Origin of the sequence: Pectobacterium cacticida (assembly GCF_036885195.1) — a bacterium.
In the GTDB taxonomy this organism is placed as follows: Bacteria; Pseudomonadota; Gammaproteobacteria; order Enterobacterales; family Enterobacteriaceae; genus Pectobacterium; species Pectobacterium cacticida.
This window is the reverse complement of sequence record NZ_CP133656.1, coordinates 1,715,864-1,737,675: the sequence shown is the minus strand read 5'-3', so window position 1 is coordinate 1,737,675 and position 21,812 is coordinate 1,715,864. Positions and strand designations below refer to the sequence as shown.

The following is a 21,812-nucleotide window of genomic DNA, read 5'->3' as shown; positions in this document are numbered from 1 at the left end:
GTTAGCTAAGTAGTAGACGCTGACGTAATGCGGGAATTGTTGCCAGAAATTCGGGAGACTTCGTTTGCTGCCAACGCATTTCAAACCACATCAACACCAGATAATCAACCCAAGGGAACCATTGCGCGATCTGCTTCTCCAGGCGACTTACGCTAAGATCGGGCCACTGGTGCTGATAGCTTTGATAACTTTGTAGAAAAGACGTCGACACCTCGCTTTCTCTGGAAAGCGCTCGTACAACCAATGCCAGTTCAAAAGCGATATCGCCATCGGTCGCGTACTCCCAGTCAATCAGCATAGTGCCCTGCGGCGTTATCAGCCAATTTCCGGCATGCACATCCAGATGAAGCGGCGCAATTTTGAGGGGTGTTGGTAACACCGCCCGTTGGAAATAGTGATGGGCACGCAGTAGCGCCGGGGAACGGCGACGCGGATCCATCCACTGCCAGTAATGAGCGAATCGTGACTTAAGATCGAGGGAATAACCGCTACGCGGCTGATGATGCACCTGCGACAATACGCGCGCCACGTCGCCATTTCCCAGCAGCGTCAGGAACTCGTCAGCCGTGGCAATACGCCCTGGAACCCACTCGACGATGAGCCAGCCATCCCGCCACAGTAATGGCCGTGGCGCGAGCCCCACGGCCGACATCTGACGCAGTAGCGCAAACTCTCGTCGGCGTTCAACGCCCATTTCCCGCGCGGTTAGCGATTGACGGCGTGCCAGCCATTCGATTTCCGCCCCCCGGATGCGCCAACTGTTGCTACTCAGCCCACCGATTGGCTCAAAACGAATACCCGCTAATTCCACAGCAGGTCGGTATTTTTGGAGCGTCGCGACTAATTGTTGCAGCGTGCCCATCGATTTATGGCTGCACGGCACCACTGCCCGACCACACTATTTCCCCGGTCTGTACCAGCATCAATTGCATGTCGAGCTGTGGCGATTTCACGTCGCCGTTAACGTCACTGTACAGGACATATTGCGCTCCTACATAACGTGCCAGACCGATCGCTTTACTACGCGATCCTAAGCTGTCGTCAACCGAGAGGCCCAACGTTTGTTTCGCGGCCGCCAATTGCTCACGCGGCACCAGCGTGAACACATTCGCGGAGGATAACGCGTCATATAATGCGCCCGTCGCTTTCGCCATCGGCAATGCACCATTGGTATTGTTTTTTACACTATTGACTAACAATATGCTTCCCGGTGTGACGCCATCGGCTTTCAGCATCTGCGCCACTAGCGGATTAACACTGGCTTGCCAGTTTAATGTCTGGATTTTGGGCGGTTGCGGCACGGGTTCTCCTGGCGGCGGCGTTGGCGTCGTCGGCACCTGAGGCTCAACCGGTTCGATCGTTGCTGGCGGTTCAGTCGGCTCCGGCGGACGGCTAGGACAGCCGGTCAGAACCAATACCGCCAGTATCACACCTAGATACTTTTTCATCTCTTCTCTCTCTGCATACTACCTGCCAGAAGAACGCCATCGGGCGCGTGAACAGAGAACATACCGAATTACGCATGGTGTTCTCGTATGAAAGGATGCTCTCAGAATGAGAAAACAACGCCGATCAAACCGAGTCCGCCAGCAGGGGTCCTAAGGCTCGCCCCCCCAGCAGATGCATGTGGATGTGGTAAACCTCCTGCCCACCGTGACGATTACAGTTAATAATCAGGCGGTAGCCGTCCTCGGCAATGCCTTCCTGCCGCGCAATTTTACCTGCCACGGTCACCATGCGCCCCAGAGCGGCCTCATGCTCCGGCGCGGTATCGTTAACCGTGGGAATCAGGACATTAGGAACAATGAGGATGTGCGTTGGCATACGAGGAGCAATGTCACGAAAGGCAGTGACGAGTTCATCTTGATACACGATATCGGCAGGAATTTCCCGGCGAATGATTTTACTAAAGATGGTTTCTTCAGCCATGATTGATTTCCTTGTTAGCGCTGACGTTAAACGAAATTGACGTAGGCAGTATGAGTGACACATTCCCTATGTTTCAACTTTCTTCACCTATTTCTGATGCAGATGGCGAAAATAGGGCGTGCGACCCGACCGAGCCGCTTCTCCACTACTGCTACCGCCTTAATTACCCAGCCGATTAAGACTGGATGTTATTTTCTCATTTAGCCTATTAATTATTAATATAAAGTATTGCTCGGCATCACCATTTTTCTTCGTGGCGTCTTTTCTCTGCGCTATTGCACTAAAAGCACTCATAAGCTGCCTAATTACTGTGCAAATGGTCACAGTGAAATTCTATTCTGATTGGCCTTCCTTGCCTTTTCCCCTCGTCAAATCCCCATGAATACCGTGCGGGTACACAAGTTCCGCCCATTTTTCGACATTGGCACACCCCGTGCATGTTAATTCACTAACAGCGATGATTTTTTGACAATGAAACAACAGAGGATTCACCGATGCAGCCAGCGCAGGATGTGATTGATCAACTCGAAGCCTCGTTCGCCAAACAGACACCAACGGGTAAACGCATTGCGAGTTATTTGCTGGCCAATCTGGCACAGATCCCGTTTGAAACGGCGAACAGCATCGCGCGTAGCGCGGCAACCAGCGGGATTTCCGTTGGGCGTTATCTGCGCAGTCTGGGCTATCGCAACCTGGATCATTTCAAACAAACGCTGCGCCAGCAAAGCGGCACGTCTTATCAGCCGTGGGTGGTGACCGACCGGCTTGGCGCTTACCGTGAACGGAGTAAACAGCCTCAGCAGGAAAAACTACAACAGTCACTGACGCTTGAACTCGAAGCCATTAATTATGTGTATCAGTTGGTACAAACTGACAGTTTCAAGCGGGTCAGTCGGCGTCTTGCTGATGCTGAAGCGGTATTTATCCTCGGCATACAGTCGGGACGTGGCATTGCCAACAATTTCTCCAGCTCTCTCGAATATTTACGCCCCAAAGTCTATTTCGCCGACGGGCTTTCCGGCACCTATGTCGAATCGCTGAATTCAGAATTCGCCCAGCCCTATTTGGTAGTCACCGACACCCGTGCCTATTCGAAAATGGCACGGACCTATTGTGAAGCGGCCTGCGAACGCGGGCTGAATCTGGCTCTGATCACCGACATTTACTGTCCGTGGGCGCGTGATTATCCGGTGGATTTATTACAGGTGAAAACTGACACCGGCCAGTTCTGGGATTCGATGGCGCCGCTCAGTTGTCTGTTCAATCTGCTGTGTTCGGCGGTGCTCGAACTGCGCGGTAACGATGTAGAACAGCGTCTGGCGAATAACCGGATTTTGCAAAAACAGCTCGGACAATTTGAGTCCTGAACGTCTAAACCAGCGGACAACTTATTGATGAACATGAAAACCCCTGATGTCGCTCTTATCGATCTGGCTGAAATATTGCCTGATGTGGTGATCGACCTGAAATATGCCACTGCCGATAACCTGACCGGTCAACCGATTTATCGCGAATCCCGCTGCCTGTTACATCCCGATGCCGCTGCCGCGCTGGTGCGGTGCGCCATGGTCGCGAAACTAGCCGGATTTACCCTGAAAATTTATGACGCTTATCGGCCGCAGGCGGCGCAGGCCTGCTTGTGGGCGGCGTTCCCGAACCCGAATTACGTCGTGGATATCAAACTCGGTTCGCACCACAGTCGCGGTGTGGCGGTGGATCTGACCTTGCTGGATGAGCGGGGAGACGTGCTGGATATGGGCGCGGGCTTTGATGAAATGACCGAAGTCTCTCATCCGTTTTACCCCGACTTACCGCCACAGATTCAACGTAACCGTTTGTTGCTCAACGCCGTGATGGCGGCGGGCGGCTTTAAGGGGATCACCAGCGAGTGGTGGCACTTTGAATTACCGGATGCCAAAACGTATCCGTTGTTGGAAGAGCGGTTCGGCTGCTATCCGCCGGTGAATGCCGCGTAATTATTGCACGTCTCTTATCACTTTTTGACAGAACCAGGAGTTCTCCAATGAGCAACACAGCAATCAACACGTTCCGCAAAAATACCAAAACACAGATCGCCGGTGCCATTTTTCTCGCCTTGTCAGGCTTCAGTTTTGCCGCGCAGGCCGCCGTGCCGAAAGATATGCTGGTTATCGGCAAGGCGGCGGACCCGCAAACGCTGGATCCGGCGGTGACTATCGACAACAACGACTGGACGGTGACCTATCCGGCGTATCAGCGTCTGGTGCAGTATAAAACCGAAGACGGCAAAGGCTCGACGCAGGTAGAAGGCGATCTGGCGGCCAGTTGGACGGCTTCACCGGATCAACGGGTCTGGACGTTCAAACTTAAACCAGGCGCCAAATTTGATGACGGCTCTGACGTCAATGCCGATGCGGTAAAATGGTCATTCGAGCGTCTGATGAAAATCGGTCAGGGCCCGTCCGAAGCCTTCCCGAAAGATATGACTGTGACGGTGGTGGATCCGATGACCGTCACTTTTACGCTGAAAACACCGTTCGCCCCCTTCCTCTACACGCTGGCAAACGCTGGCGCAGGCATCGTCAACCCGGCGATCGCCAAAGCCCATCCCGCCGATGAAGGCAAGGCGTGGCTGGCCGGACACACCGCCGGTTCCGGCCCGTATAAACTCGATCGCTGGCAGAAAGGGCAGCAACTCATGCTGGTGCCAAATCCGCATTACAACGGCGCGAAACCGGCGTTCAAACGTGTGACCGTGAAAATTATTGGTGAAAGCGCCACCCGCCGCCTTCAACTGTCGCGCGGGGATCTGGATATTGCCGATTCCCTGCCGATGGACCAGTTGGCCGCACTGAAAAAAGAAAATAAAGTCGCGGTGGAAGAATTCCCGTCACTGCGCGTGACCTATCTGTATCTTAATAACGCTAAAACGCCGCTCAATCAGGTGGATTTACGCCGGGCGATTTCTTCGGCTGTCGATTATCAGGGCATGGTGAAAGGTATTCTCGGCGGCAATGCGAAGCAAATGCGCGGCCCAATCCCAGACGGGATGTGGGGCTTCGACCCGACCGCGAAGCAATACACGTTAGACCTGACGCAGGCCAAAGCCGATCTGGAAAAAGTTAAAGACAAGCCGCAAACGCTGGATTTCCTGTATTCCGACAACGATCCGAACTGGGAATCTATCGCGCTTTCGGTGCAGGCCAGCCTGGGTCAGGTCGGAATTAACGTGAAGCTGGAAAAGCTGGCCAACGCCACCATGCGTGACCGTATCGGGCAGGGCGATTACGACATCTCGATTGGGAACTGGAGCCCGGATTTCGCCGACCCGTACATGTTTATGAACTACTGGTTCGAGTCCGATAAAAAAGGCCTGCCGGGTAACCGTTCGTTCTATTCCAATCCGGAAGTGGACGCGTTGCTGAAAAAAGCCGTGTCAGTGACCGATCAGAAACAGCGCACCGACTATTACCAGCAGGCACAGAAAATCGTTATCGACGAAGCGGCATACGTTTATCTGTTCCAGAAAAACTATCAGGTGGCGATGAACAAAGACGTCAAAGGCTTTGTTTTCAACCCGATGCTGGAGCAGGTGTTTAACGTCGGGCAGATGCATAAGTAATTGCAGCCTCATTATTTACGCAAGCCCCTTTCTCGTTTTGAAGGGGTTTTACGGGGAAACACGATGACTTTTTGGATTCTGATCAGGCAACGCTGCTGGGGGCTGATATTGGTAATGGCGGGGGTTTGCGTCATTACCTTTATCATCTCGCATATGATCCCCGGTGACCCGGCGCGACTCCTGGCGGGCGATCGCGCCAGTAATGAAATGGTCGAACATATCCGTGATCAACTTGGGCTGAACCAGCCGCTATATGTACAATTTTTCCGTTACGTCAGTGAGTTGCTGCACGGCGATTTGGGCACCTCGATCCGCACCGGGCGTCCGGTACTGGAAGACCTGAAAGCGTTCTTCCCAGCGACGTTAGAACTGGCCATCAGCGCACTGTTTCTGGCGATTGTGTTCGGCATTCCACTGGGAGTGTTGTCTGCGGTCTATCGCAATAAATTCCCGGATCATCTGGTGCGACTGCTTTCCGTGCTCGGGATTTCCACGCCTGCTTTCTGGCTGGGGCTGGGGGTTATCATCCTGTTTTACGGTCATCTGAACCTGCTGCCGGGCGGTGGCAGGCTGGATGACTGGATGGACCCTCCCACCACTATCACCGGCTTTTATGTCCTTGATTCGCTGCTGACGGGGAACTGGGACGCCTTCTGGAACGGCCTGCAACATCTGGCGATGCCTGCGCTGACGCTGGCGTTTGTGCATATGGGGATTGTGGCGCGGCAGATTCGCTCGGCGATGCTGGAGCAACTGAGTGAGGATTACATCCGTACGGCGCGCGCCAACGGGCTGTCGCACTGGCGGATTATTCTCAGTCATGCCTTGCCAAATGCGCTGATCCCGTCGGTCACCGTACTCGGGCTGGCGATGGGCGATTTATTGTATGGCGCGGTGCTGACCGAAACCGTTTTTGCCTGGCCGGGGATGGGCGCCTATGTGGTGAATTCGATTCAGGCGCTGGATTTCCCTGCGGTGATGGGGTTTGCGGTGGTGGTGTCGTTTGCCTATGTCATCGTCAATTTATGTGTGGATTTACTGTATGTGTGGATCGATCCGCGCATTGGCCGTGGAGGGTGAACCATGTCTGTGATTGAACCGGGCGTCAATAATCATCGGGCCGATATCGCGGAACCGGACGTCAAACCGCGTTTCGCCAGTTGGCGGCGCACCTTCCATCTCCTGACTCGCAGCCCGCTGACCATGCTAGGGCTGACGATTATGCTGATCGTGCTTTTCATTATGATCTTTTCGCCGTGGCTGGTGCCGCACGACCCGAACGCTATCAACCTGACCGACCGTTTGCAGGCGCCTTCTGCATTGCACTGGTTTGGTACCGACGAAGTCGGTCGCGATCTGTTCAGTCGCGTGCTGATTGGCAGCCAGCAGTCGGTTGCCGCCGGGCTGGCGGTGGTGATTATCGCGGGCACGATTGGCTCATTACTCGGCTGTTTCTCTGGCGTGGTGGGTGGCCTGGTCGATGCGCTGATCATGCGCTGCATGGACATCATGCTATCAGTGCCGTCGCTGGTATTGACCATGGCGCTGGCCGCCGCACTCGGGCCAAGTTTGTTTAATGCCATGCTGGCTATCGCCGTAGTGCGCATTCCGTTTTACGTGCGGCTGGCCCGTGGGCAAACGCTGATGCTGCGCCATCAGGCGTATATGCAGGCCACGCAGACGTTTGGCGCTTCACGCTGGCATCTGATTACCTGGCACGTATTACGCAACGTCATGCCGCCGTTGGTGGTGCAGGCATCGCTGGATATTGGTACCTCGATTCTAATGGCGGCGACGCTCGGTTTTATCGGTCTTGGCGCGCAGCAACCGACGGCAGAATGGGGCGCGATGGTCTCCAATGGCCGCAACTATATTCTTGATCAATGGTGGTATTCGGCATTTCCGGGGGTGGCAATACTAATCACTGCCACCGGTTTTAACCTGTTCGGCGACGGTCTGCGCGACCTGCTGGATCCCAAAAGCAGAGGACGCTGAAATGATAGAACACCCCACCACGCCGGTACTGGAAATCGACAATCTGCAACTGACCTTTCCGGTCTATGGCGGCGAAGTCAAAGCCCTGAATCAGGTTTCGCTTTCAGTTAACGCGGGCGAAATCGTCGGCGTAGTCGGCGAATCCGGTTCCGGCAAATCGGTCACCGCCATGATGGCGATGCGCCTGTTACCACCTGACGGTTTTACCGTCACCGGCGGTAAATTACGTATGCTCGGCACCGACGTGATCCATGCCAGTGAAGAACAGATGCGCACCTTGCGTGGCGCACGTGTGGCGATGATTTTTCAAGAACCGATGAACGCGCTGAATCCGACGCGCAAAATTGGCCGCCAGATGTGCGAAGTCATCTGCCTACATCAGAACCTCAGCAAGACGCAGGCATGGCAAAAAGCCATCGGGCTGCTGGATGATATGCAGATCGCCGATGCAGAACAGGTGATGTCGCGCTATCCGTTTGAACTCTCTGGCGGTATGCGCCAGCGGGTATTGATTGCGATGGCCTTTTCGTGCGAGCCGGAACTGATCATTGCCGACGAACCGACAACCGCGCTGGATGTCACCGTGCAGCGGCAGGTTCTGCGTTTACTCCAGCGTAAAGCCCGCGCCAGCGGCACAGCGGTGTTATTTATCACCCATGACATGGCGGTGGTATCGCAGCTTTGCGATCGGGTTTATGTGATGTACGCCGGTCACGTGATTGAAAGCGGTAAGACCACGGATGTGATCGACACACCGGCGCATCCGTATTCCATCGGCTTATTGCAGGCGGCGCCGGAAAACGGTGAACCGCGCAGCCTATTGAAAGCCATTCCCGGCACGGTGCCGAATCTGTCACAACTGCCGCAGGGTTGCGCGTTTCGCGGACGTTGCAATCACGCCGACGATCGCTGCATGACTACGCCTGCACTGGCGCCCTTACCGCAGTGTCCAAAACAGTCGGTAGCCTGTTGGCATCCTCAGCGTCACGCCGACCAAATCCAACACATTGAGGAGCATTTCTGATGGTTGCTGATGTATTACTAGCGTTGCAGGATGTCCGCGTACACTTTCCCGCCAGTGTTAACTGGCGTGGCAGACCGACCAGTTATGTGCATGCACTGAACGGGCTTAATCTCAATATTGTCCGGGGTGAAACGCTGGGGATTGTCGGTGAATCGGGCTGTGGCAAAAGTACGCTGGCGCAATTGCTAATGGGATTACTTACGCCGAGCAGCGGAGAAGTACACCGTGCTCGCAACGATAATTCCTGGTTCGGCTCAGGCATGCAGATGGTGTTTCAGGATCCGCAATCGTCGCTGGATCCACGCCTGCCGGTCTGGCGGATTATCACCGAACCGGTTTATGTACAAAAACACAACAGCCGTCGCGAACGCCGTGAACTGGCTGCCACACTGGCGGAGCAGGTTGGAATTCGTAAAGAATACCTCGACCGTCTGCCGCATGAATTTTCTGGCGGACAGCGTCAGCGTATCTCCATCGCCCGCGCGTTATCTTCCGAACCCGACATCATCGTGCTGGATGAACCGACTTCCGCGCTGGATATTTCCGTGCAGGCGCAAATCCTCAATTTACTGGTGGAGCTGCAACGCCAGCGCAACCTGACATATGTACTCATTTCTCACAACGTGTCTGTCGTGCGACACATGAGTGACCGCGTGGCGGTGATGTATCTAGGGCAAATCGTCGAACTAGGCGCAGCAGAAAATGTATTGTCTGCACCGCAACATCCGTATACCCGATTGCTGCTCGATTCCGTCCCTCGCGCTGGCCGCGCGCTCGATGACGGGATTGTGGATAAAAAAGGTGAATTACCGAGTAATCGCAACCTGCCAATGGGCTGTTATTTTCGTGAGCGCTGCCCGCTCGCGGGTGGCGGCTGCCAGATGCCACAGGACCTGGTTTATGGCGCGAACAGTGTGGCGGTGAGGTGTCACAGGGTAACGCTATAACCAGAGCAAGAGGTATTAAACCACCTTAGAGCCAACATCGTGGGGACTCGGTCCATGATGTTGACTGTAAAAAGCGATTTAAAAAGGTTCCTTATTTTTAAATCACTATGGCGTCCCGCGGTAAATAACTCATCCGCTCGCCACCTCCGGCTTTAACCACGACCGTCTCGCTAAACGCCAGTCCGGCCGCTGAAGTATACATATGGAACACCATATTTTCTTCAAGGTGCCAATTGGCCGCAGGCGTAAAACAATGCGAGAAATCGCTTGGGCGCGGCGTGCGGGTATAAAGCCCGAGCGCGTAGCCAGTGGCATTACCATATTCGGCACGCAGACCGGCGTCGAGTATGGCATTGCGTAAAATTGCGTCGATTTCACTGGCTTTCACGCCAGGTTTCATCGCGGCAATCTGCGCATCCTGCAGGGCTATAAGTTGGCGGGCAATGTGTTGTTGCTCAGGACTGATTCCACCGGGGATAAACGGACGCATCAGGCGTGCGCTGTAATGTTTCACTTTCGGGATCAGTTCCACATGCAAGATGTCGCCAGCATGGATCACCGCTTCATGCGTCTGCGCATGCAGAAAACCGTTGTCACCGACGGAACGAACAATCGGGCCGGTTTCACCGGTATCCGCGCCTTCAGAAAGGAAAATGTGGGCGGCCAGCGCCGCGATATCCCGCACACGCCAACCCGCGTTGACCTGCTCTTTCAGTGCCAGAAAAGTGGTATCCGCGATTTGTGCCGCCTTCTGCAAGATATCCAGTTCGTACTGAAATTTCACCTGCCGCAACTGGTCACTGATGCCCGGCATAGGCCGCCAAATAACATTTGGTAAGTATTCAGAGAGCTGTTGCCAGGTTTCCACTGTCATGCTGTATGAGCGGGTATCCACGCCCAGACGGCAATCGCGGTAGCCACGAGCAAGCAGGCTGTCTGCTACGCATTTCCACGGATTCTGATGATCGTAATACGTGACAATGTCACTCAACCAACTTAACTGGCGACAAGGCGCTTCATCGAGCTGGCGCAACACCATCCACGGCTCGCTGCTCAGTGGCACCAGGCAGGCGCGATATAACGTTTCCGATACAGTAAAACCGGTCAACCACGCCAGCAACTCACCGCTGTCGACCAGCATCACTTCAACGTCCGCCACACGCATAGCGTCGCGCAGGCGGCTTAATGCCGCCAGATTCACCGCTACTGACATCTTATTTTCTCTCAGATCAAGCTTCAATGGGTTGACAGATTTCGAGTATGGACAGAAGGTAAACCCGCACGATATCGAGGAAATCTTTAATATGGACGCGCTCGTCCGGCATGGTGTTGAACTTGCCTCCCGGCCCGCAAACTACTCCTTCCATACCCAACATCTGATAAAAATGCGCGGCGTCGGTGCCATAAAATGCGGGAGGCGTGATCACCCCGGTAGGTTGCTGTTCGCCTCGCACGGTCTGATAAGCACGGTTAACCGCATTTACGATTGGTGAATTTGGCGACACCTCAAACGGCAGCATGGTAGGACGATGGCGTTTACCGTCATCAAACAGTTCTGCCTGTAAACCCGGAAATTCACTGCACAGGTTATTGAGCAACGCCTGTAAATCAGCCAGCACAGTTTCGACGGTTTGTCCCGGTGCAAAACGCGCCGAACCACTCAAGCGCACGAAATCCGCTACCTGTGGCGGGCGCCATTCCTCAAGATCGCGCCCCAGCGCGCCGTGAATGGTGCCAATATGACCGCGGTTAATTTTGCGGTGGTCGTCTGTTTCCGCGCCGCTAAAAGTGATGCCATTGATTTGCGGTATCAGCCGGATAGCCGCCTGAATGGCATCAACCGCTTCTTCACGTTTGGAAAGATGGCGCGTATCGCCGGTCAGTTCAATAGTAAACATGAGCGATCCTGCGTGCATGGTCAACGCCTGCACATCGGTCGGTTCGGCGTTAATAAAGTAATCGGCTTTGATGCCCTGCTCAATAGCGGCAATCGTGCCGATCCCGCCCTGTAACTCACCGACTACATAAGTCAGGATCACGTCGCCTTTAAGTTTTACACCGTTATCGATCAGCGTTTTCAGTGCACAAAAATAGGCCGCATCTCCAGCTTTCATATTAGATACGCCGATGCCGTAAATGAATTCGTCATCAATGTTTCCTTCCCACGGATCAACCGTCCAGCCTTCAGTCACCGGATTAGTATCAAGGTGACCGTTAAATAGCAGACTGGGGCCACCGCCTTCTCCTCGTAACGTGCCGATGGCATTCAGCCGCTCGCCCGGCACCGGTTGCAGTTGTGTTTCCAACCCGAGCATTTGCATCTGGCTGGCCATATATTCTGCCAACTTGCGCTCGCCATCAGTCTGGCTGTAGCTTTTGTGCTGCACCATGCGCGCCAGAAAATTCAGGCAATAGTCGTCGTCAATCGCGGCCAGTAATTGTTGAGAATTCATATGTAACCCTTTCAATTTCAGAGATATCCCTTGATGGCCGTTTCAGGCGTATGCACCGCCGCCAGCAACGCCTTCGTATAATCGTGGCTGGCCTGTTGCACCATGGCATCACCCGGCAGCACTTCCAGCAAATCCCCGCGATACATCACCGCCACGCGGTGTGCAATCTGGCGGACTAAGTTCAGATCGTGGGTAATAAACAGATAGGCTGTGCCGTAACGACGGCGCAGGTCCAGCAATAACTCAATGACCGTCGCCTGAACGGAGACATCGAGCGCGGCGGTAATCTCATCGCAAATCACCAGTTCGGGCGGATGAGAAAACGCACGGGCAATCGCTACACGCTGCTTCTGCCCGCCGGAAAGTTCATGTGGGAAACGCTGTGCGAAACTGGCGGGCAGGCGTACATCTTCCAGCAGTCGTGCCACTGCCTGCGCTTCGGTTTTACCCGTAGGCAATCCATACAGCCTTAGCGGACGGGCAATAATCTCTCCGATACGCTGGCGCGGATTAAGAGAGGCGTCAGGATGCTGAAAAATCATTTGCACGCGGCGACGATAATCCTTATCCATTTCAACACGACCAAATAAGTTGTAACCGTTGAAATCGACTTTACCGCTGAACGGCACCAGACCGGTCAGGGCTTTCGCCAGCGATGATTTGCCGGAACCGGACTCCCCCACTACACCAACGATTTCTCCTCTATGCACTGTCAAGCTAACATTCGATGCAGCACGAGTTTTCCTGTTTTCACGACGAAACAACCGATCCAGTAAACCATGACGGCCATAATCAATATTGATGTTTTCCAAACTAAGTAAAGGCTGCTTCGAGACTGGTGTTGCGTCCGTTAGCCGACGCATAGGATCCGGGACTGCCGCCACCAGCTTTTTCGTATACGCATGTTGCGGCGAAAGGAACAGTTTATGCGCGGCGGCTTGTTCAACGATATGACCTTTTTCCAGCACACAGACACGGTCTGCCACCGCTGACACTAACGCCAAATCGTGGGAGATATACAGAGAGGCAACGCCGGTTTCTTCGCGCAAACGGGCAAACAGCGCGAGGATCTGTGCCGAACTGATGACATCGAGCGCGGTAGTCGGCTCATCAAAAATCAGACACTGCGGCTCGCAGGCGAACGCGGTGGCAATAAGCACGCGCTGTTTTTCACCACCGGACACCTGATGAGGATAACGTTTCATCATCGCCGCCGGGTTTTTCAGTTCGACATTACTGAGCAATTGAATGCCCAGCTCAAGCGCCTGTTTTGCATCCATCCCGCGGTGGCGAATCAGCATTTCTATCACCTGCTCGCCCAGCGTCAACGTCGGGTTCAGCGAGGCACTCGGATCCTGAAAAATCATGCCCAACCGGCCGCCACGCAGCTTTTCAAGCTGCGGTGTCGACATCTGACATAAATCCTCTCCGTCCAGCAAAATACGCCCGCCGCGTTCCCGTGCATTGGCGGCCATATAACGCATAATCGACCAGCCCAGCGTGGTTTTTCCCGAACCCGATTCTCCAACCAGGCCAACCACTTCACCGCGTTGTACACTGAGCGAAATATCCTGCAAAACCTGTAGCGGTTCCGCCTGAGGCAACAGGTAATCAAGGCTATAATCTTCTATCGCTAATACGATATCGCTCATCAGTGGTTCCTCGGGTTTAGCACATCGCGCAGACCATCGCCCAGCAGATTAAAACCGATCGCTACGAGTGCGATCGCCACACCCGGAATGAGCATCATCCACGGCGCGTTAAAGAAGTAAGCGCGAGCTTCCGACACCATCAGCCCCCATTCCGGCTCCGGCGGCTGTGCGCCCAGACCGAGAAAACTCAATGTTGCAAACAGCATGATGGCGAAGGCCACGCGAATAGTGGCTTCCACGATGATAGGTGCAGCAATATTGGGCAGCATTTCCCGAAAAATAATGTAGTGCGGGCCTTCACCGCGAGCAATGGCCGCGCTGATGTAATCCTGTTGACGCGCTGCCAGCGAGACGCTGCGGGCAATGCGCACCATACCGGGAACAAAAGCAAGGGTAATCGCCAACACCGCATTGAAACTACTCTGGCCGAGGGTGCTGACAATCAACAGCGCGAACAGCAGGCTCGGGATGGACATCACCGCGTCCATAGTGCGCATAATCGCCTCATCCGTTTTGCCGCCCAGATATGCGCTGGCGGTGCCTATCACCGCCCCAATGACCATCGACATTAATGTCGCCAGGAGTGACAGCACTATCGTGGCGCGTGCGCCAACCATCACGCGGCTGAAAATATCGCGCCCAAGCTGATCGGTGCCAAACCAGTGCTCTGCTGACGGCGCTCTGTAACGCGTCAGAATCGAAATCGCTTCAGGATCATAAGGTGCGAGATGCGCCCCGCCACACACCATTAGCGCGGCCACTATTAAAATAAACAACCCGACAGCGCCCTGCGGCGAACGGATTAAATGCTTCATTACATCACGCATAACTGATCCGTTTATCGAGGGAAATATAGGCCAGATCGGCCAGGAAATTGACTACGGAATAGGTCGCTGCAAGAATTAACACCCCGGCCTGGATGGTCGGTAAATCCCGCGCCTGTACCGCCACGATCAGCTCACGCCCAATCCCCGGAATGGCAAAGATTTCCTCCACCACCACAATGCCGCCTAGCAGATACCCCACATCGAGTGCCACAATGGTGATAGTCGGCAGCAGGCCATTACGCAGCGCGTGACGCCATAAAATCCGGCGGCGCGACAGGCCTTTAAGATGAGCCGCGCGGATATAATCGGTCTGCAATACATCGACCATTTCCGAACGCACCATGCGCGATACGTGCGCAACCAGTATCATCGCTACAGTCACCGATGGCAGGATCAGATGACTAACGCCGTCCCAGAAATCCTCCGTTAGCGGCACATAACCTGTAGCAGGCAGGATTTGCCAGACATCGGAGAACAGTAAAAGCAGCAAGGTGGCGGTAACAAATTCAGGGAAAGAAATGCCAACATACGACAACACGCTAACTAACATATCGGCCGGTTTTCCACGCCGTACCGCCGCCCAAATACCCAGCGGAATAGCCACCACCAACATTAGCAGCAATGCACACACCGCCAGCAACAGAGAACGTCCGAGCGCCGTCATAATCGTGGGCGCCACCGGCAAACCGTTACGCATCGACACACCAAAATCACCGTGCAGAACGCCGCGCAGCCAGTGCCAGTATTGCAACCACTCCGGATCATTAAGTCCGAGGCGCGCACGCACGGCCGCCAGCGCTTCTGGGGTGGCGTTTTGCCCGAGCAGCGTTACAGCAGCATCTGCCGGTAACAACTGTGTAATGCCGAAAACCAGTAACGACACCACCAATAAAGTGTAAATCACCAGAATGAAACGTTTTAATAGATAATTCGCCGTCACTATCCATGCCCCCTGCTATTTTCGGGTCGGGGCTTTCGCCGTCAGCCACACATGATCCAGACGGAACACTGCGCCACGCGGATGCAATTGATAACCGGCAACATAATCGCGCCCTGCCGCCAGCAAATCGAAAAACGCCGGGATAAGCGACGGCACTTCGTCGTGCATCAGTTTTTGCGCCTTGCCATACAGCTCAGTACGTTTTGCCGGATCGGCGGTTTCACGCGCCGCTTTCACCGCAACATCAAACTCGGCGTTGTTCCAACGGGTTTCGTTCCAGGATGCGGTCGAGGTATACAGTAGGGAGAACACGGCGTCCGGCGTGGGCTGCATGTTGTAAAAACCGACGTAGAAATTGCCTTTTTTCCATACCTGATCGAGATAGGTGCTGTGCGCCATAGTCTGCACCTTAATGCGAAAACCGCCCGGTTTGGCCATTTCACGTAGTGCTATGCCGAGCTGGGTACGCGTTGACGGCTTATCGGAAGCAACCAGCGTTAAATCTAATCCATCGGGATAACCAGCGTCTCTCAACAACGCTTTGGCTTTCGTGTAATCCGGCGCTTTCAGCGGTTCCTTCCGATAATATGGATAGGCAGCGTTGAGCGGCGTATCGTTGCCCACCGTGCCGTAACCCTCGGCGACAAAACCTACGGTGGCGTTGCGATCCACACACAGCGCCAGCGCCTGACGGACGCGCACATCGCTAAAGGGTTTGGTATCGCACCCCATGTTCACATTAAGGAACTGGCCAGACGGCACACGCAGCGGCACCACGCCAGTAGATGTTGATAAACGTGCAAATTCGGTAGCGGCGGCGGAAAGCATCAGGTCGGTATCACCGGCAATCAGCGCCGAACCTTCAGCGATTGCATCGGGATAGACGACTACTTCTACACGATCCAGATGTGGGCGTAACGGATCGTAGTAATGCGGATTACGTTCCACCACAATCAGACGTTCCGGGTCAAACGACACCAGTTTGAACGGCCCGGTGCCGATCGCTTCTTTGCTCAGACGTTCCAATTGTCCTTTGGCAATCTCCGCAGGAATAATCTTCGCATCGGGATACGCCAACATCACCGGCAAGTCGGCGTAAGGGCCATTGGTACTAATCACAACCGTGTCGGCATCCGGCGCAGTCACGGCAGTGACAGGGCCGATGTTGTGTTGACCCGGTGAGGCATTTTTCGGATCAAGAATGGCATTCAGACTGGCCACCACGTCAGCCGATGTACAGACAGAACCGTCGTGGAACCTGAGTTTTTTGCGCAGAGTAAACGTCCACTGAGTGAGATCATCGCTGGCTTTCCAAGACTCGGCTAAATCCCCTTCCGCTTTCATGTCCTGCGTCAGCCGTGTCAGCCCGCTGTATAACAATTCGGCTACCAGATATTCAGGATTGACGCGCGCCTGCAGCGGATTAAGCATGCCCACGGCCTGATCTACACTGATACGAAGCACCCCGCCCTTACGCGGTGAACCGCTAACATCAGTGGCGCTGGAAACGGCAGCGGTAACATGCCCCGACCACGGCAACATGGCCGCGCCAGTGAGGATAGTGGATCCGGCGATAAACTGACGGCGACTAACGCCTTTCATGGCACTCATTAGTAAATCCTCTCTGCTGAATTCGAAAAAATCTGGGTTGGCGAATTTTCGGTGGGAGTAAAATCTGAAGCGAAATAGGCAAGAATTGACTGAGATAATGCAACGATGTCCTGCATTGTTGTGTACTCGTCCGATGCGTGGATACGGTTTTCCGGACGGGCAAGCCCACCGAGTAGAATTTCCTGAATACCTGCCTGCTGCACCCAACCCATGTCAGAACTGGTGGATGAACCCCAGACAGCGAAATCGTTTGCGTGGAAACCGAAACCCTGGCTGAGCGCCGCGAGCCAGCGCGGCCAGTGCGGACCAGTCGGATTACTGACCGGGGCGAGATGACCAATCAAGTAATATTCCACTGCCAGTGCTGCGGAGTCTGCCATGGCCTGACCGATGCAGTCAGTGAGTTCTTTTAGCACGGTTTCAAAAGGTTCTTCCGGCGAATAACGGCGGTTAACCAGCAGTTCAAAGCGGGCGGGAACGGTCGAACCTTTGCCTCCGCCTTGGGCGGCAGCCAGCGTAAGACGCGAAGTCAGCGGACGTCCGTCGAAATGCGGTGGGGCCGGCATGATGGAAACACGCTGCTCAACCTCACGTTTAAGTGCATACAGCGCATTAATTAGCGGCAAACTTTCTTCAATAGCATTGATGCCACCGACCGGATCGCCGGAATGCGCCGAGCGGCCTGTGATGCAAATTTTCAGGTCTATGCTGCCGAAACAACCGCCCCAGATACGTGGCACCGCACCGCCGTTAAAGCTGAGCATGTGACCGGAGAATAACTTCTGCTCGGCCAGATATCGCACGCCGGGATACAGGCCGCCTTCTTCATCGGTACATAACAGCAGCACCGGATTAAATTTTAGCGCCAGCCCGTGACGTTGCGCGGCGCGAATTGCCGCCAGCGTCGCCACAATGGTGCCTTTCATGTCTGCGGCGCCACGGCCAATCAGTTTGCCTTCGGCCTGCGTCAGAGCCAGTGGCGGATAATTCCAGCCCTCGCCCGCAGGCACCGTATCGACGTGGAAATAGAGATTACAGGCTTCGGTTGCATTGCCCGGCAACGCGGCAATCACATTGACCCGCTCACCCTGAGCACTGCCGTCGGGCGTTTGCCACAGATTCTCCGGCACGCTAACACGCTCACAGACAAAACCCATCGGCTCAAGCAGAGATTCCATCAGGCTGGCAAAGGCGGGATAACCAGCGCCAGGCGGAAAGCAGGTATTTACCGCCAACATCTGGCTGAGATCCTGTAAAATAGCAACTTCGTCTTGCCGGATGGAATCCAACGCAATTTGCAAACTTCCTTCGCACGACATGCTATACTCGCTTTATTCTATTTCTATATAGTTTATAGATAAAGCAGATACCCGTTCAGGTCAATAGATAATCACTTATGACACAACAAAATAAATCAGAGCAGGACGCATCCCCTTTTGGCCGCTTAAGCGAAAGGGAATCTGCACCATTATATGAAGTGGTGAAGCGCCACATCAGCGAATCTATTCTGATAGGCGAGTTGCCGCCGGGTACCGTGTTGCCAAGTGAAAACGCTTTGGCGGCGGACTTCGGGGTTTCGGTCGGGACGGTACGTAAAGCCCTGTCGGCATTGACTGCGGAAGGAATGCTGATGCGCCGCCGCAAGACCGGCACCGTGGTCACTGGATGGGCACCATTGCATAATCTAAGCTATTTCTTCCAGTATTTCCGTATGCATGGCCGCAACGGTGCGCTGCTAAATTCCGAAACGATTCTGTTGGATTACCAAATCGGCGTTGCCAATGCGCATGAAGCCGAAAAGCTGCAAATCAATACAGAGGCATCGGTGATCCGCATTCGTCGGTTACGCCGAGTAAATGGTATTCCTGCTATGCACGAGCGGCTAGTGTTACCGGCTGAGCGTCTTCCCGATTTCCCTGCTGCCGATAACTTACCGCCTCTGCTGTACCGCTTTCTTCTGGAAAAATATGGTATTCGTGTGGCGGCGGTGCGCGAGCAGTTAATCGCTGAACTGGCTGATACTGACGACCTGAAATGGCTGGAGCTTAACGCGCCGCACGCGGTGATGGTGATAGACGAAGTGTCTTTTGATCAAAGCACCATACCGGTGATCATGGCGCATCACCGGTTTAATACCGATCATTTTATGTATGTGAATGAGATTAGATGATCGCAAGAGCCGATGCCAACTGGCTTACTCTTCCACAACCCTACTTCAAAAAGGGGCTTTCGCCCCTTTGCCACATGTCAATGTCACATCAGTGGTTATCAATGGTAATCAGTGGTTACGAATGTAGTCATCCATATCGGTTTTCAGGTTATCGGATTTCGTGCCAAATATAGCCTGAACACCCGATCCAGCAATGACCACACCGGCGGCGCCGAGTTTCTTCAGGCCAGCCTGATCTACCTTGGCAATATCGGCGACGCTAACACGCAGACGAGTGATGCAGGCATCCAGATTTGTGATATTTTCTTTTCCGCCAAATGCGCTAACCAGGGCGGCCGCCATTTCGCCGCTATCCTGCGTTGCCTGTTCAGCCGCGCTATCTTCACGCCCCGGTGTCTTCAGGTTGAGTTTAACAATCAGCACGCGAAACAGGGTGTAGTAAACTAGCGCATACCCTAGCCCTACGATCGGAAACAGCCATAGGTTGCTACCGTTGCCGCTAAGTACCACGAAATCGATTAGGCCATGAGAGAAGCTGGTACCGTCGCGCATCCCCAGTAAGATGCAGATTGGGAATGCCAAACCAGCCAGAATGGCATGAATCACGTACAGGATTGGCGCAACAAACATAAATGAGAACTCAATAGGCTCTGTGATCCCCGTGAGGAACGAGGTCAGCGCCGCTGAGATCATAATACCGCCTACTTTTGCGCGGTTTTCTGGTTTGGCAGAATGCCAAATAGCAATAGCGGCTGCCGGCAGACCATACATTTTGAACAAAAAACCACCGGAAAGTTTTCCTGCGGTCGGATCGCCAGCCATGTAGCGAGGGATATCACCGTGGAATACCTGGCCCGCCGCATTGGTGAATTCACCGATTTGCATTTGGAAGGGCACGTTCCAAATGTGGTGCAGACCAAACGGCACCAGAGAACGTTCAACCAGTCCGTACAGGCCAAACGCCAGAACGGGATTCTGATAAGCCGCCCAATGAGAAAACGTTTGGATGGCGCTTCCCACTGGCGGCCAGACGAAAGAAAGCACCAGACCGGTGGCAATTGCCGTCAGGCCGGAAATAATCGGTACGAAGCGTTTACCGGCAAAGAACCCCAGATATTCCGGCAATTGAATACGGTAAAAACGGTTAAACATATAGGCGGCAATCCCACCCGCGATGATCCCACCTAGTACGCCGGTATCGGCCAGATGCTTTTCCGCTATCTCCGCCGCCGGAAGATTAAGGACCAACGGCGCAATCGCCGCCATCGTTTTCACCATAATGCCATAGGCAACTACTGCCGCCAAAGCGGATACGCCGTCGTTATTCGTGAATCCTAGTGCGACGCCAATAGCAAATATCAGCGGCATGTTGGCAAATACTGAGTCACCGGCTTGCGCCATGACGCTGGAGACGATCGCGGGCAACCAGCTAAAATTGGCCGAACCGACGCCTAGCAGAATACCGGCTATAGGCAGTACGGATACGGGCAGCATTAGCGATTTACCTACTTTTTGCAGGTTGGCGAATGCATTCTTAAACATAATTGAGTGTGCTCCTGAGTAATAGTGCTTTCACTTCCGATACAACATTTGACCAAAGACGCGGGGCGGCTTTGCGCAATGGGGTGTCTTAGCCCCCTTTAATTTTTACGCAGAGTAAAATAAATAGCGGTCGCAATGTTTGATTACTATCACGTTTCGACAACCCCGCAGCCTGAACTCGAATAAATGTTGCGATTTTTAGCGATATCTCGCTAAAAATCAGGCTCAAGGGAAAAGAAAAAACTCCATGTCAGGGATGTTACGGCACGATTAATTACACAGATTAAAATAATTAACCTCTTCCCGCCCCATTAGGCAGATGTCAATCGAAGTGGATCGACATGGAATAAACGCGAGAAGTTTTCTGTCGTTGTTGCGGCAAGCGTTTCCAACGGTATTCCTTTCAGTATCGCGAGATGTTCCGCCACATCCCGTACGTATGCGGGTTGGTTTTCCTGCCCCCGAAACGGCACTGGCGCCAGCCAAGGGGAATCGGTCTCAATCAGCATGCGTTCCAGCGGTACGTAGCGCGCGACACTGCGCAATTCTTCGGCATTACGGAATGTCACGATCCCCGAAAAAGAGATATAGAACCCCATATCCAACAAGGCTTTCGCCGTTGCCAAGTCTTCCGTAAAACAGTGCAGGACACCGCCACATTTCTCGGCATGTTCTTCGCGTAGAATTGCCAACGTATCTGCACGAGCAGAACGCGTATGCACGATAACCGGCTTGTTCAGATCATTGCCAATACGGATATGTTCGCAAAACGATGACTGCTGCTGGGCTTTCGTCTCCTGTTGATAGAAATAGTCCAGACCGGTTTCTCCCAGCGCCACCACACGGCTAGCGCTGGCAAGCTCACGTAATTCAGCATAATCATAAGGCGCTTCTTGATTCAACGGGTGCACACCGCAGGAGAACGCAACGTCATCACGCTCGCCGATTAACTCCACCATGGCGCGATAGCCGGGTAGCGTTGTGGCAACCGCCAAACAGAAACCAACATCGCGACGTTTCGCTTTCTCCAACACATCGGAAACGTCGTTATGTAAAGACTGATAATCCAGGCCGTCAAGATGACAATGAGAATCGACTAACAACATGATAGTTACTCAATA

20 protein-coding genes are annotated in these 21,812 nt (G+C 53.9%); 8 read left to right on the top strand and 12 right to left on the bottom strand.

Going from position 1 to position 21,812, the window contains the following annotated elements; genetic code table 11:
- Position 1: 1 nt before the first annotated feature.
- The 3 genes from thiK to hinT all read right to left on the bottom strand — a co-directional run bounded on the left by thiK (position 2) and on the right by hinT (position 1,929).
- Positions 2-862: a thiamine kinase gene (gene thiK, locus RFN81_RS08200; RefSeq protein WP_264498603.1), complete on the bottom strand. Its 861-nt coding sequence runs from the start codon at positions 860-862 to the stop codon at positions 2-4.
- Positions 863-866: 4 nt separating this feature from the next.
- Entirely contained in the window at positions 867-1,448 is a 582-nt protein-coding gene (lpoB, locus tag RFN81_RS08195; protein ID WP_264498602.1) for a penicillin-binding protein activator LpoB, read from the bottom strand.
- Between the two features lie 124 nt (positions 1,449-1,572).
- Positions 1,573-1,929, bottom strand: coding sequence for a purine nucleoside phosphoramidase (hinT, locus tag RFN81_RS08190; protein ID WP_264498601.1), 357 nt, complete (start codon positions 1,927-1,929; stop codon positions 1,573-1,575).
- Between the two features lie 494 nt (positions 1,930-2,423).
- Here hinT and RFN81_RS08185 point away from each other — a divergent pair, with 494 nt between their 5' ends.
- From RFN81_RS08185 to RFN81_RS08155, 7 genes are all read left to right on the top strand, one after another.
- Entirely contained in the window at positions 2,424-3,296 is an 873-nt protein-coding gene (locus tag RFN81_RS08185; RefSeq protein ID WP_264498600.1) for a MurR/RpiR family transcriptional regulator, read from the top strand.
- Positions 3,297-3,323: 27 nt separating this feature from the next.
- Positions 3,324-3,905 (top strand): D-alanyl-D-alanine dipeptidase, encoded by a 582-nt coding sequence (ddpX, locus tag RFN81_RS08180; protein WP_264498599.1) that lies wholly within the window; start codon positions 3,324-3,326, stop codon positions 3,903-3,905.
- A 47-nt stretch (positions 3,906-3,952) separates the two neighbouring features.
- Positions 3,953-5,530 (top strand): ABC transporter substrate-binding protein, encoded by a 1,578-nt coding sequence (locus RFN81_RS08175; protein ID WP_264498598.1) that lies wholly within the window; start codon positions 3,953-3,955, stop codon positions 5,528-5,530.
- Positions 5,531-5,593: 63 nt separating this feature from the next.
- On the top strand, positions 5,594-6,610 hold the full coding sequence (locus RFN81_RS08170) for an ABC transporter permease (protein WP_264498597.1): 1,017 nt from the start codon (positions 5,594-5,596) through the stop codon (positions 6,608-6,610).
- A gap of 3 nt (positions 6,611-6,613) precedes the next feature.
- Positions 6,614-7,525 (top strand): D,D-dipeptide ABC transporter permease, encoded by a 912-nt coding sequence (gene ddpC / locus RFN81_RS08165; RefSeq protein WP_264498596.1) that lies wholly within the window; start codon positions 6,614-6,616, stop codon positions 7,523-7,525.
- Position 7,526: 1 nt separating this feature from the next.
- Positions 7,527-8,549 carry an ABC transporter ATP-binding protein gene (locus RFN81_RS08160; protein WP_264498595.1) on the top strand — a complete coding sequence of 341 codons (1,023 nt, stop codon included), beginning with the start codon at positions 7,527-7,529 and terminating at the stop codon, positions 8,547-8,549.
- Entirely contained in the window at positions 8,549-9,496 is a 948-nt protein-coding gene (locus tag RFN81_RS08155; RefSeq protein WP_264498594.1) for an oligopeptide/dipeptide ABC transporter ATP-binding protein, read from the top strand. Before RFN81_RS08160 ends, RFN81_RS08155 begins: the two co-directional genes overlap by 1 nt.
- A gap of 97 nt (positions 9,497-9,593) precedes the next feature.
- Here the strand turns inward: RFN81_RS08155 and RFN81_RS08150 are convergent, their stop codons facing one another.
- From RFN81_RS08150 to RFN81_RS08120, 7 genes are read right to left on the bottom strand one after another with little or no spacing between them, the layout of a single operon-like run.
- Complete coding sequence (locus tag RFN81_RS08150; RefSeq protein WP_264498593.1) at positions 9,594-10,709, bottom strand: M24 family metallopeptidase; 1,116 nt, start codon at positions 10,707-10,709, stop codon at positions 9,594-9,596.
- A 16-nt stretch (positions 10,710-10,725) separates the two neighbouring features.
- Positions 10,726-11,949, bottom strand: coding sequence for a M20 family metallopeptidase (locus RFN81_RS08145; RefSeq protein ID WP_264498592.1), 1,224 nt, complete (start codon positions 11,947-11,949; stop codon positions 10,726-10,728).
- Between the two features lie 17 nt (positions 11,950-11,966).
- On the bottom strand, positions 11,967-13,601 hold the full coding sequence (locus RFN81_RS08140; RefSeq protein ID WP_264498591.1) for a dipeptide ABC transporter ATP-binding protein: 1,635 nt from the start codon (positions 13,599-13,601) through the stop codon (positions 11,967-11,969).
- On the bottom strand, positions 13,601-14,428 hold the full coding sequence (locus RFN81_RS08135; protein ID WP_264498590.1) for an ABC transporter permease: 828 nt from the start codon (positions 14,426-14,428) through the stop codon (positions 13,601-13,603). Before RFN81_RS08135 ends, RFN81_RS08140 begins: the two co-directional genes overlap by 1 nt.
- Positions 14,421-15,368, bottom strand: coding sequence for an ABC transporter permease (locus RFN81_RS08130; RefSeq protein WP_264498589.1), 948 nt, complete (start codon positions 15,366-15,368; stop codon positions 14,421-14,423). The genes RFN81_RS08135 and RFN81_RS08130 overlap by 8 nt, the downstream gene beginning before the upstream one ends.
- A 15-nt stretch (positions 15,369-15,383) precedes the next feature.
- Positions 15,384-16,979, bottom strand: coding sequence for an ABC transporter substrate-binding protein (locus RFN81_RS08125; protein ID WP_264498588.1), 1,596 nt, complete (start codon positions 16,977-16,979; stop codon positions 15,384-15,386).
- Positions 16,979-18,298, bottom strand: coding sequence for a M20 family metallopeptidase (locus RFN81_RS08120; protein WP_264498587.1), 1,320 nt, complete (start codon positions 18,296-18,298; stop codon positions 16,979-16,981). Before RFN81_RS08120 ends, RFN81_RS08125 begins: the two co-directional genes overlap by 1 nt.
- A 77-nt stretch (positions 18,299-18,375) precedes the next feature.
- Between RFN81_RS08120 and RFN81_RS08115 the strand changes: the two genes are divergently transcribed.
- The gene (locus tag RFN81_RS08115) at positions 18,376-19,149 is read left to right on the top strand and encodes a GntR family transcriptional regulator (RefSeq protein ID WP_264498586.1); all 774 of its coding nucleotides are present in this window, start codon (positions 18,376-18,378) and stop codon (positions 19,147-19,149) included.
- A 108-nt stretch (positions 19,150-19,257) separates the two neighbouring features.
- On the opposite strand, the gene ptsG is transcribed toward RFN81_RS08115, so the two are convergent.
- Together ptsG and RFN81_RS08105 are read right to left on the bottom strand one after the other, a co-directional pair.
- The gene (ptsG, locus tag RFN81_RS08110; RefSeq protein ID WP_264498585.1) at positions 19,258-20,691 is read right to left on the bottom strand and encodes a PTS glucose transporter subunit IIBC; all 1,434 of its coding nucleotides are present in this window, start codon (positions 20,689-20,691) and stop codon (positions 19,258-19,260) included.
- 311 nt (positions 20,692-21,002) lie between these two features.
- A complete protein-coding gene (locus tag RFN81_RS08105) occupies positions 21,003-21,797 on the bottom strand; it encodes a metal-dependent hydrolase (protein WP_264498584.1) in 795 nt (264 codons plus the stop codon).
- Positions 21,798-21,812 lie beyond the last annotated feature (15 nt).

What these genes read in the sequence shown, in the direction of transcription:
- RFN81_RS08175 (WP_264498598.1), top strand. Translation starts at nt 3,953, where the DNA reads ATGAGCAACACAGCAATCAACACGTTCCGCAAAAATACCAAAACACAG.
- RFN81_RS08120 (WP_264498587.1), bottom strand. Translation starts at nt 18,298, where the DNA reads ATGTCGTGCGAAGGAAGTTTGCAAATTGCGTTGGATTCCATCCGGCAA.
- ptsG (WP_264498585.1), bottom strand. Translation starts at nt 20,691, where the DNA reads ATGTTTAAGAATGCATTCGCCAACCTGCAAAAAGTAGGTAAATCGCTA.
- lpoB (WP_264498602.1), bottom strand. Translation starts at nt 1,448, where the DNA reads ATGAAAAAGTATCTAGGTGTGATACTGGCGGTATTGGTTCTGACCGGC.
- RFN81_RS08140 (WP_264498591.1), bottom strand. Translation starts at nt 13,601, where the DNA reads ATGAGCGATATCGTATTAGCGATAGAAGATTATAGCCTTGATTACCTG.
- RFN81_RS08145 (WP_264498592.1), bottom strand. Translation starts at nt 11,949, where the DNA reads ATGAATTCTCAACAATTACTGGCCGCGATTGACGACGACTATTGCCTG.
- RFN81_RS08115 (WP_264498586.1), top strand. Translation starts at nt 18,376, where the DNA reads ATGACACAACAAAATAAATCAGAGCAGGACGCATCCCCTTTTGGCCGC.
- ddpC (WP_264498596.1), top strand. Translation starts at nt 6,614, where the DNA reads ATGTCTGTGATTGAACCGGGCGTCAATAATCATCGGGCCGATATCGCG.
- RFN81_RS08155 (WP_264498594.1), top strand. Translation starts at nt 8,549, where the DNA reads ATGGTTGCTGATGTATTACTAGCGTTGCAGGATGTCCGCGTACACTTT.
- hinT (WP_264498601.1), bottom strand. Translation starts at nt 1,929, where the DNA reads ATGGCTGAAGAAACCATCTTTAGTAAAATCATTCGCCGGGAAATTCCT.
- ddpX (WP_264498599.1), top strand. Translation starts at nt 3,324, where the DNA reads ATGAACATGAAAACCCCTGATGTCGCTCTTATCGATCTGGCTGAAATA.
- RFN81_RS08160 (WP_264498595.1), top strand. Translation starts at nt 7,527, where the DNA reads ATGATAGAACACCCCACCACGCCGGTACTGGAAATCGACAATCTGCAA.
- RFN81_RS08150 (WP_264498593.1), bottom strand. Translation starts at nt 10,709, where the DNA reads ATGTCAGTAGCGGTGAATCTGGCGGCATTAAGCCGCCTGCGCGACGCT.
- RFN81_RS08125 (WP_264498588.1), bottom strand. Translation starts at nt 16,979, where the DNA reads ATGAGTGCCATGAAAGGCGTTAGTCGCCGTCAGTTTATCGCCGGATCC.
- RFN81_RS08135 (WP_264498590.1), bottom strand. Translation starts at nt 14,428, where the DNA reads ATGCGTGATGTAATGAAGCATTTAATCCGTTCGCCGCAGGGCGCTGTC.
- RFN81_RS08105 (WP_264498584.1), bottom strand. Translation starts at nt 21,797, where the DNA reads ATGTTGTTAGTCGATTCTCATTGTCATCTTGACGGCCTGGATTATCAG.
- RFN81_RS08170 (WP_264498597.1), top strand. Translation starts at nt 5,594, where the DNA reads ATGACTTTTTGGATTCTGATCAGGCAACGCTGCTGGGGGCTGATATTG.
- thiK (WP_264498603.1), bottom strand. Translation starts at nt 862, where the DNA reads ATGGGCACGCTGCAACAATTAGTCGCGACGCTCCAAAAATACCGACCT.
- RFN81_RS08185 (WP_264498600.1), top strand. Translation starts at nt 2,424, where the DNA reads ATGCAGCCAGCGCAGGATGTGATTGATCAACTCGAAGCCTCGTTCGCC.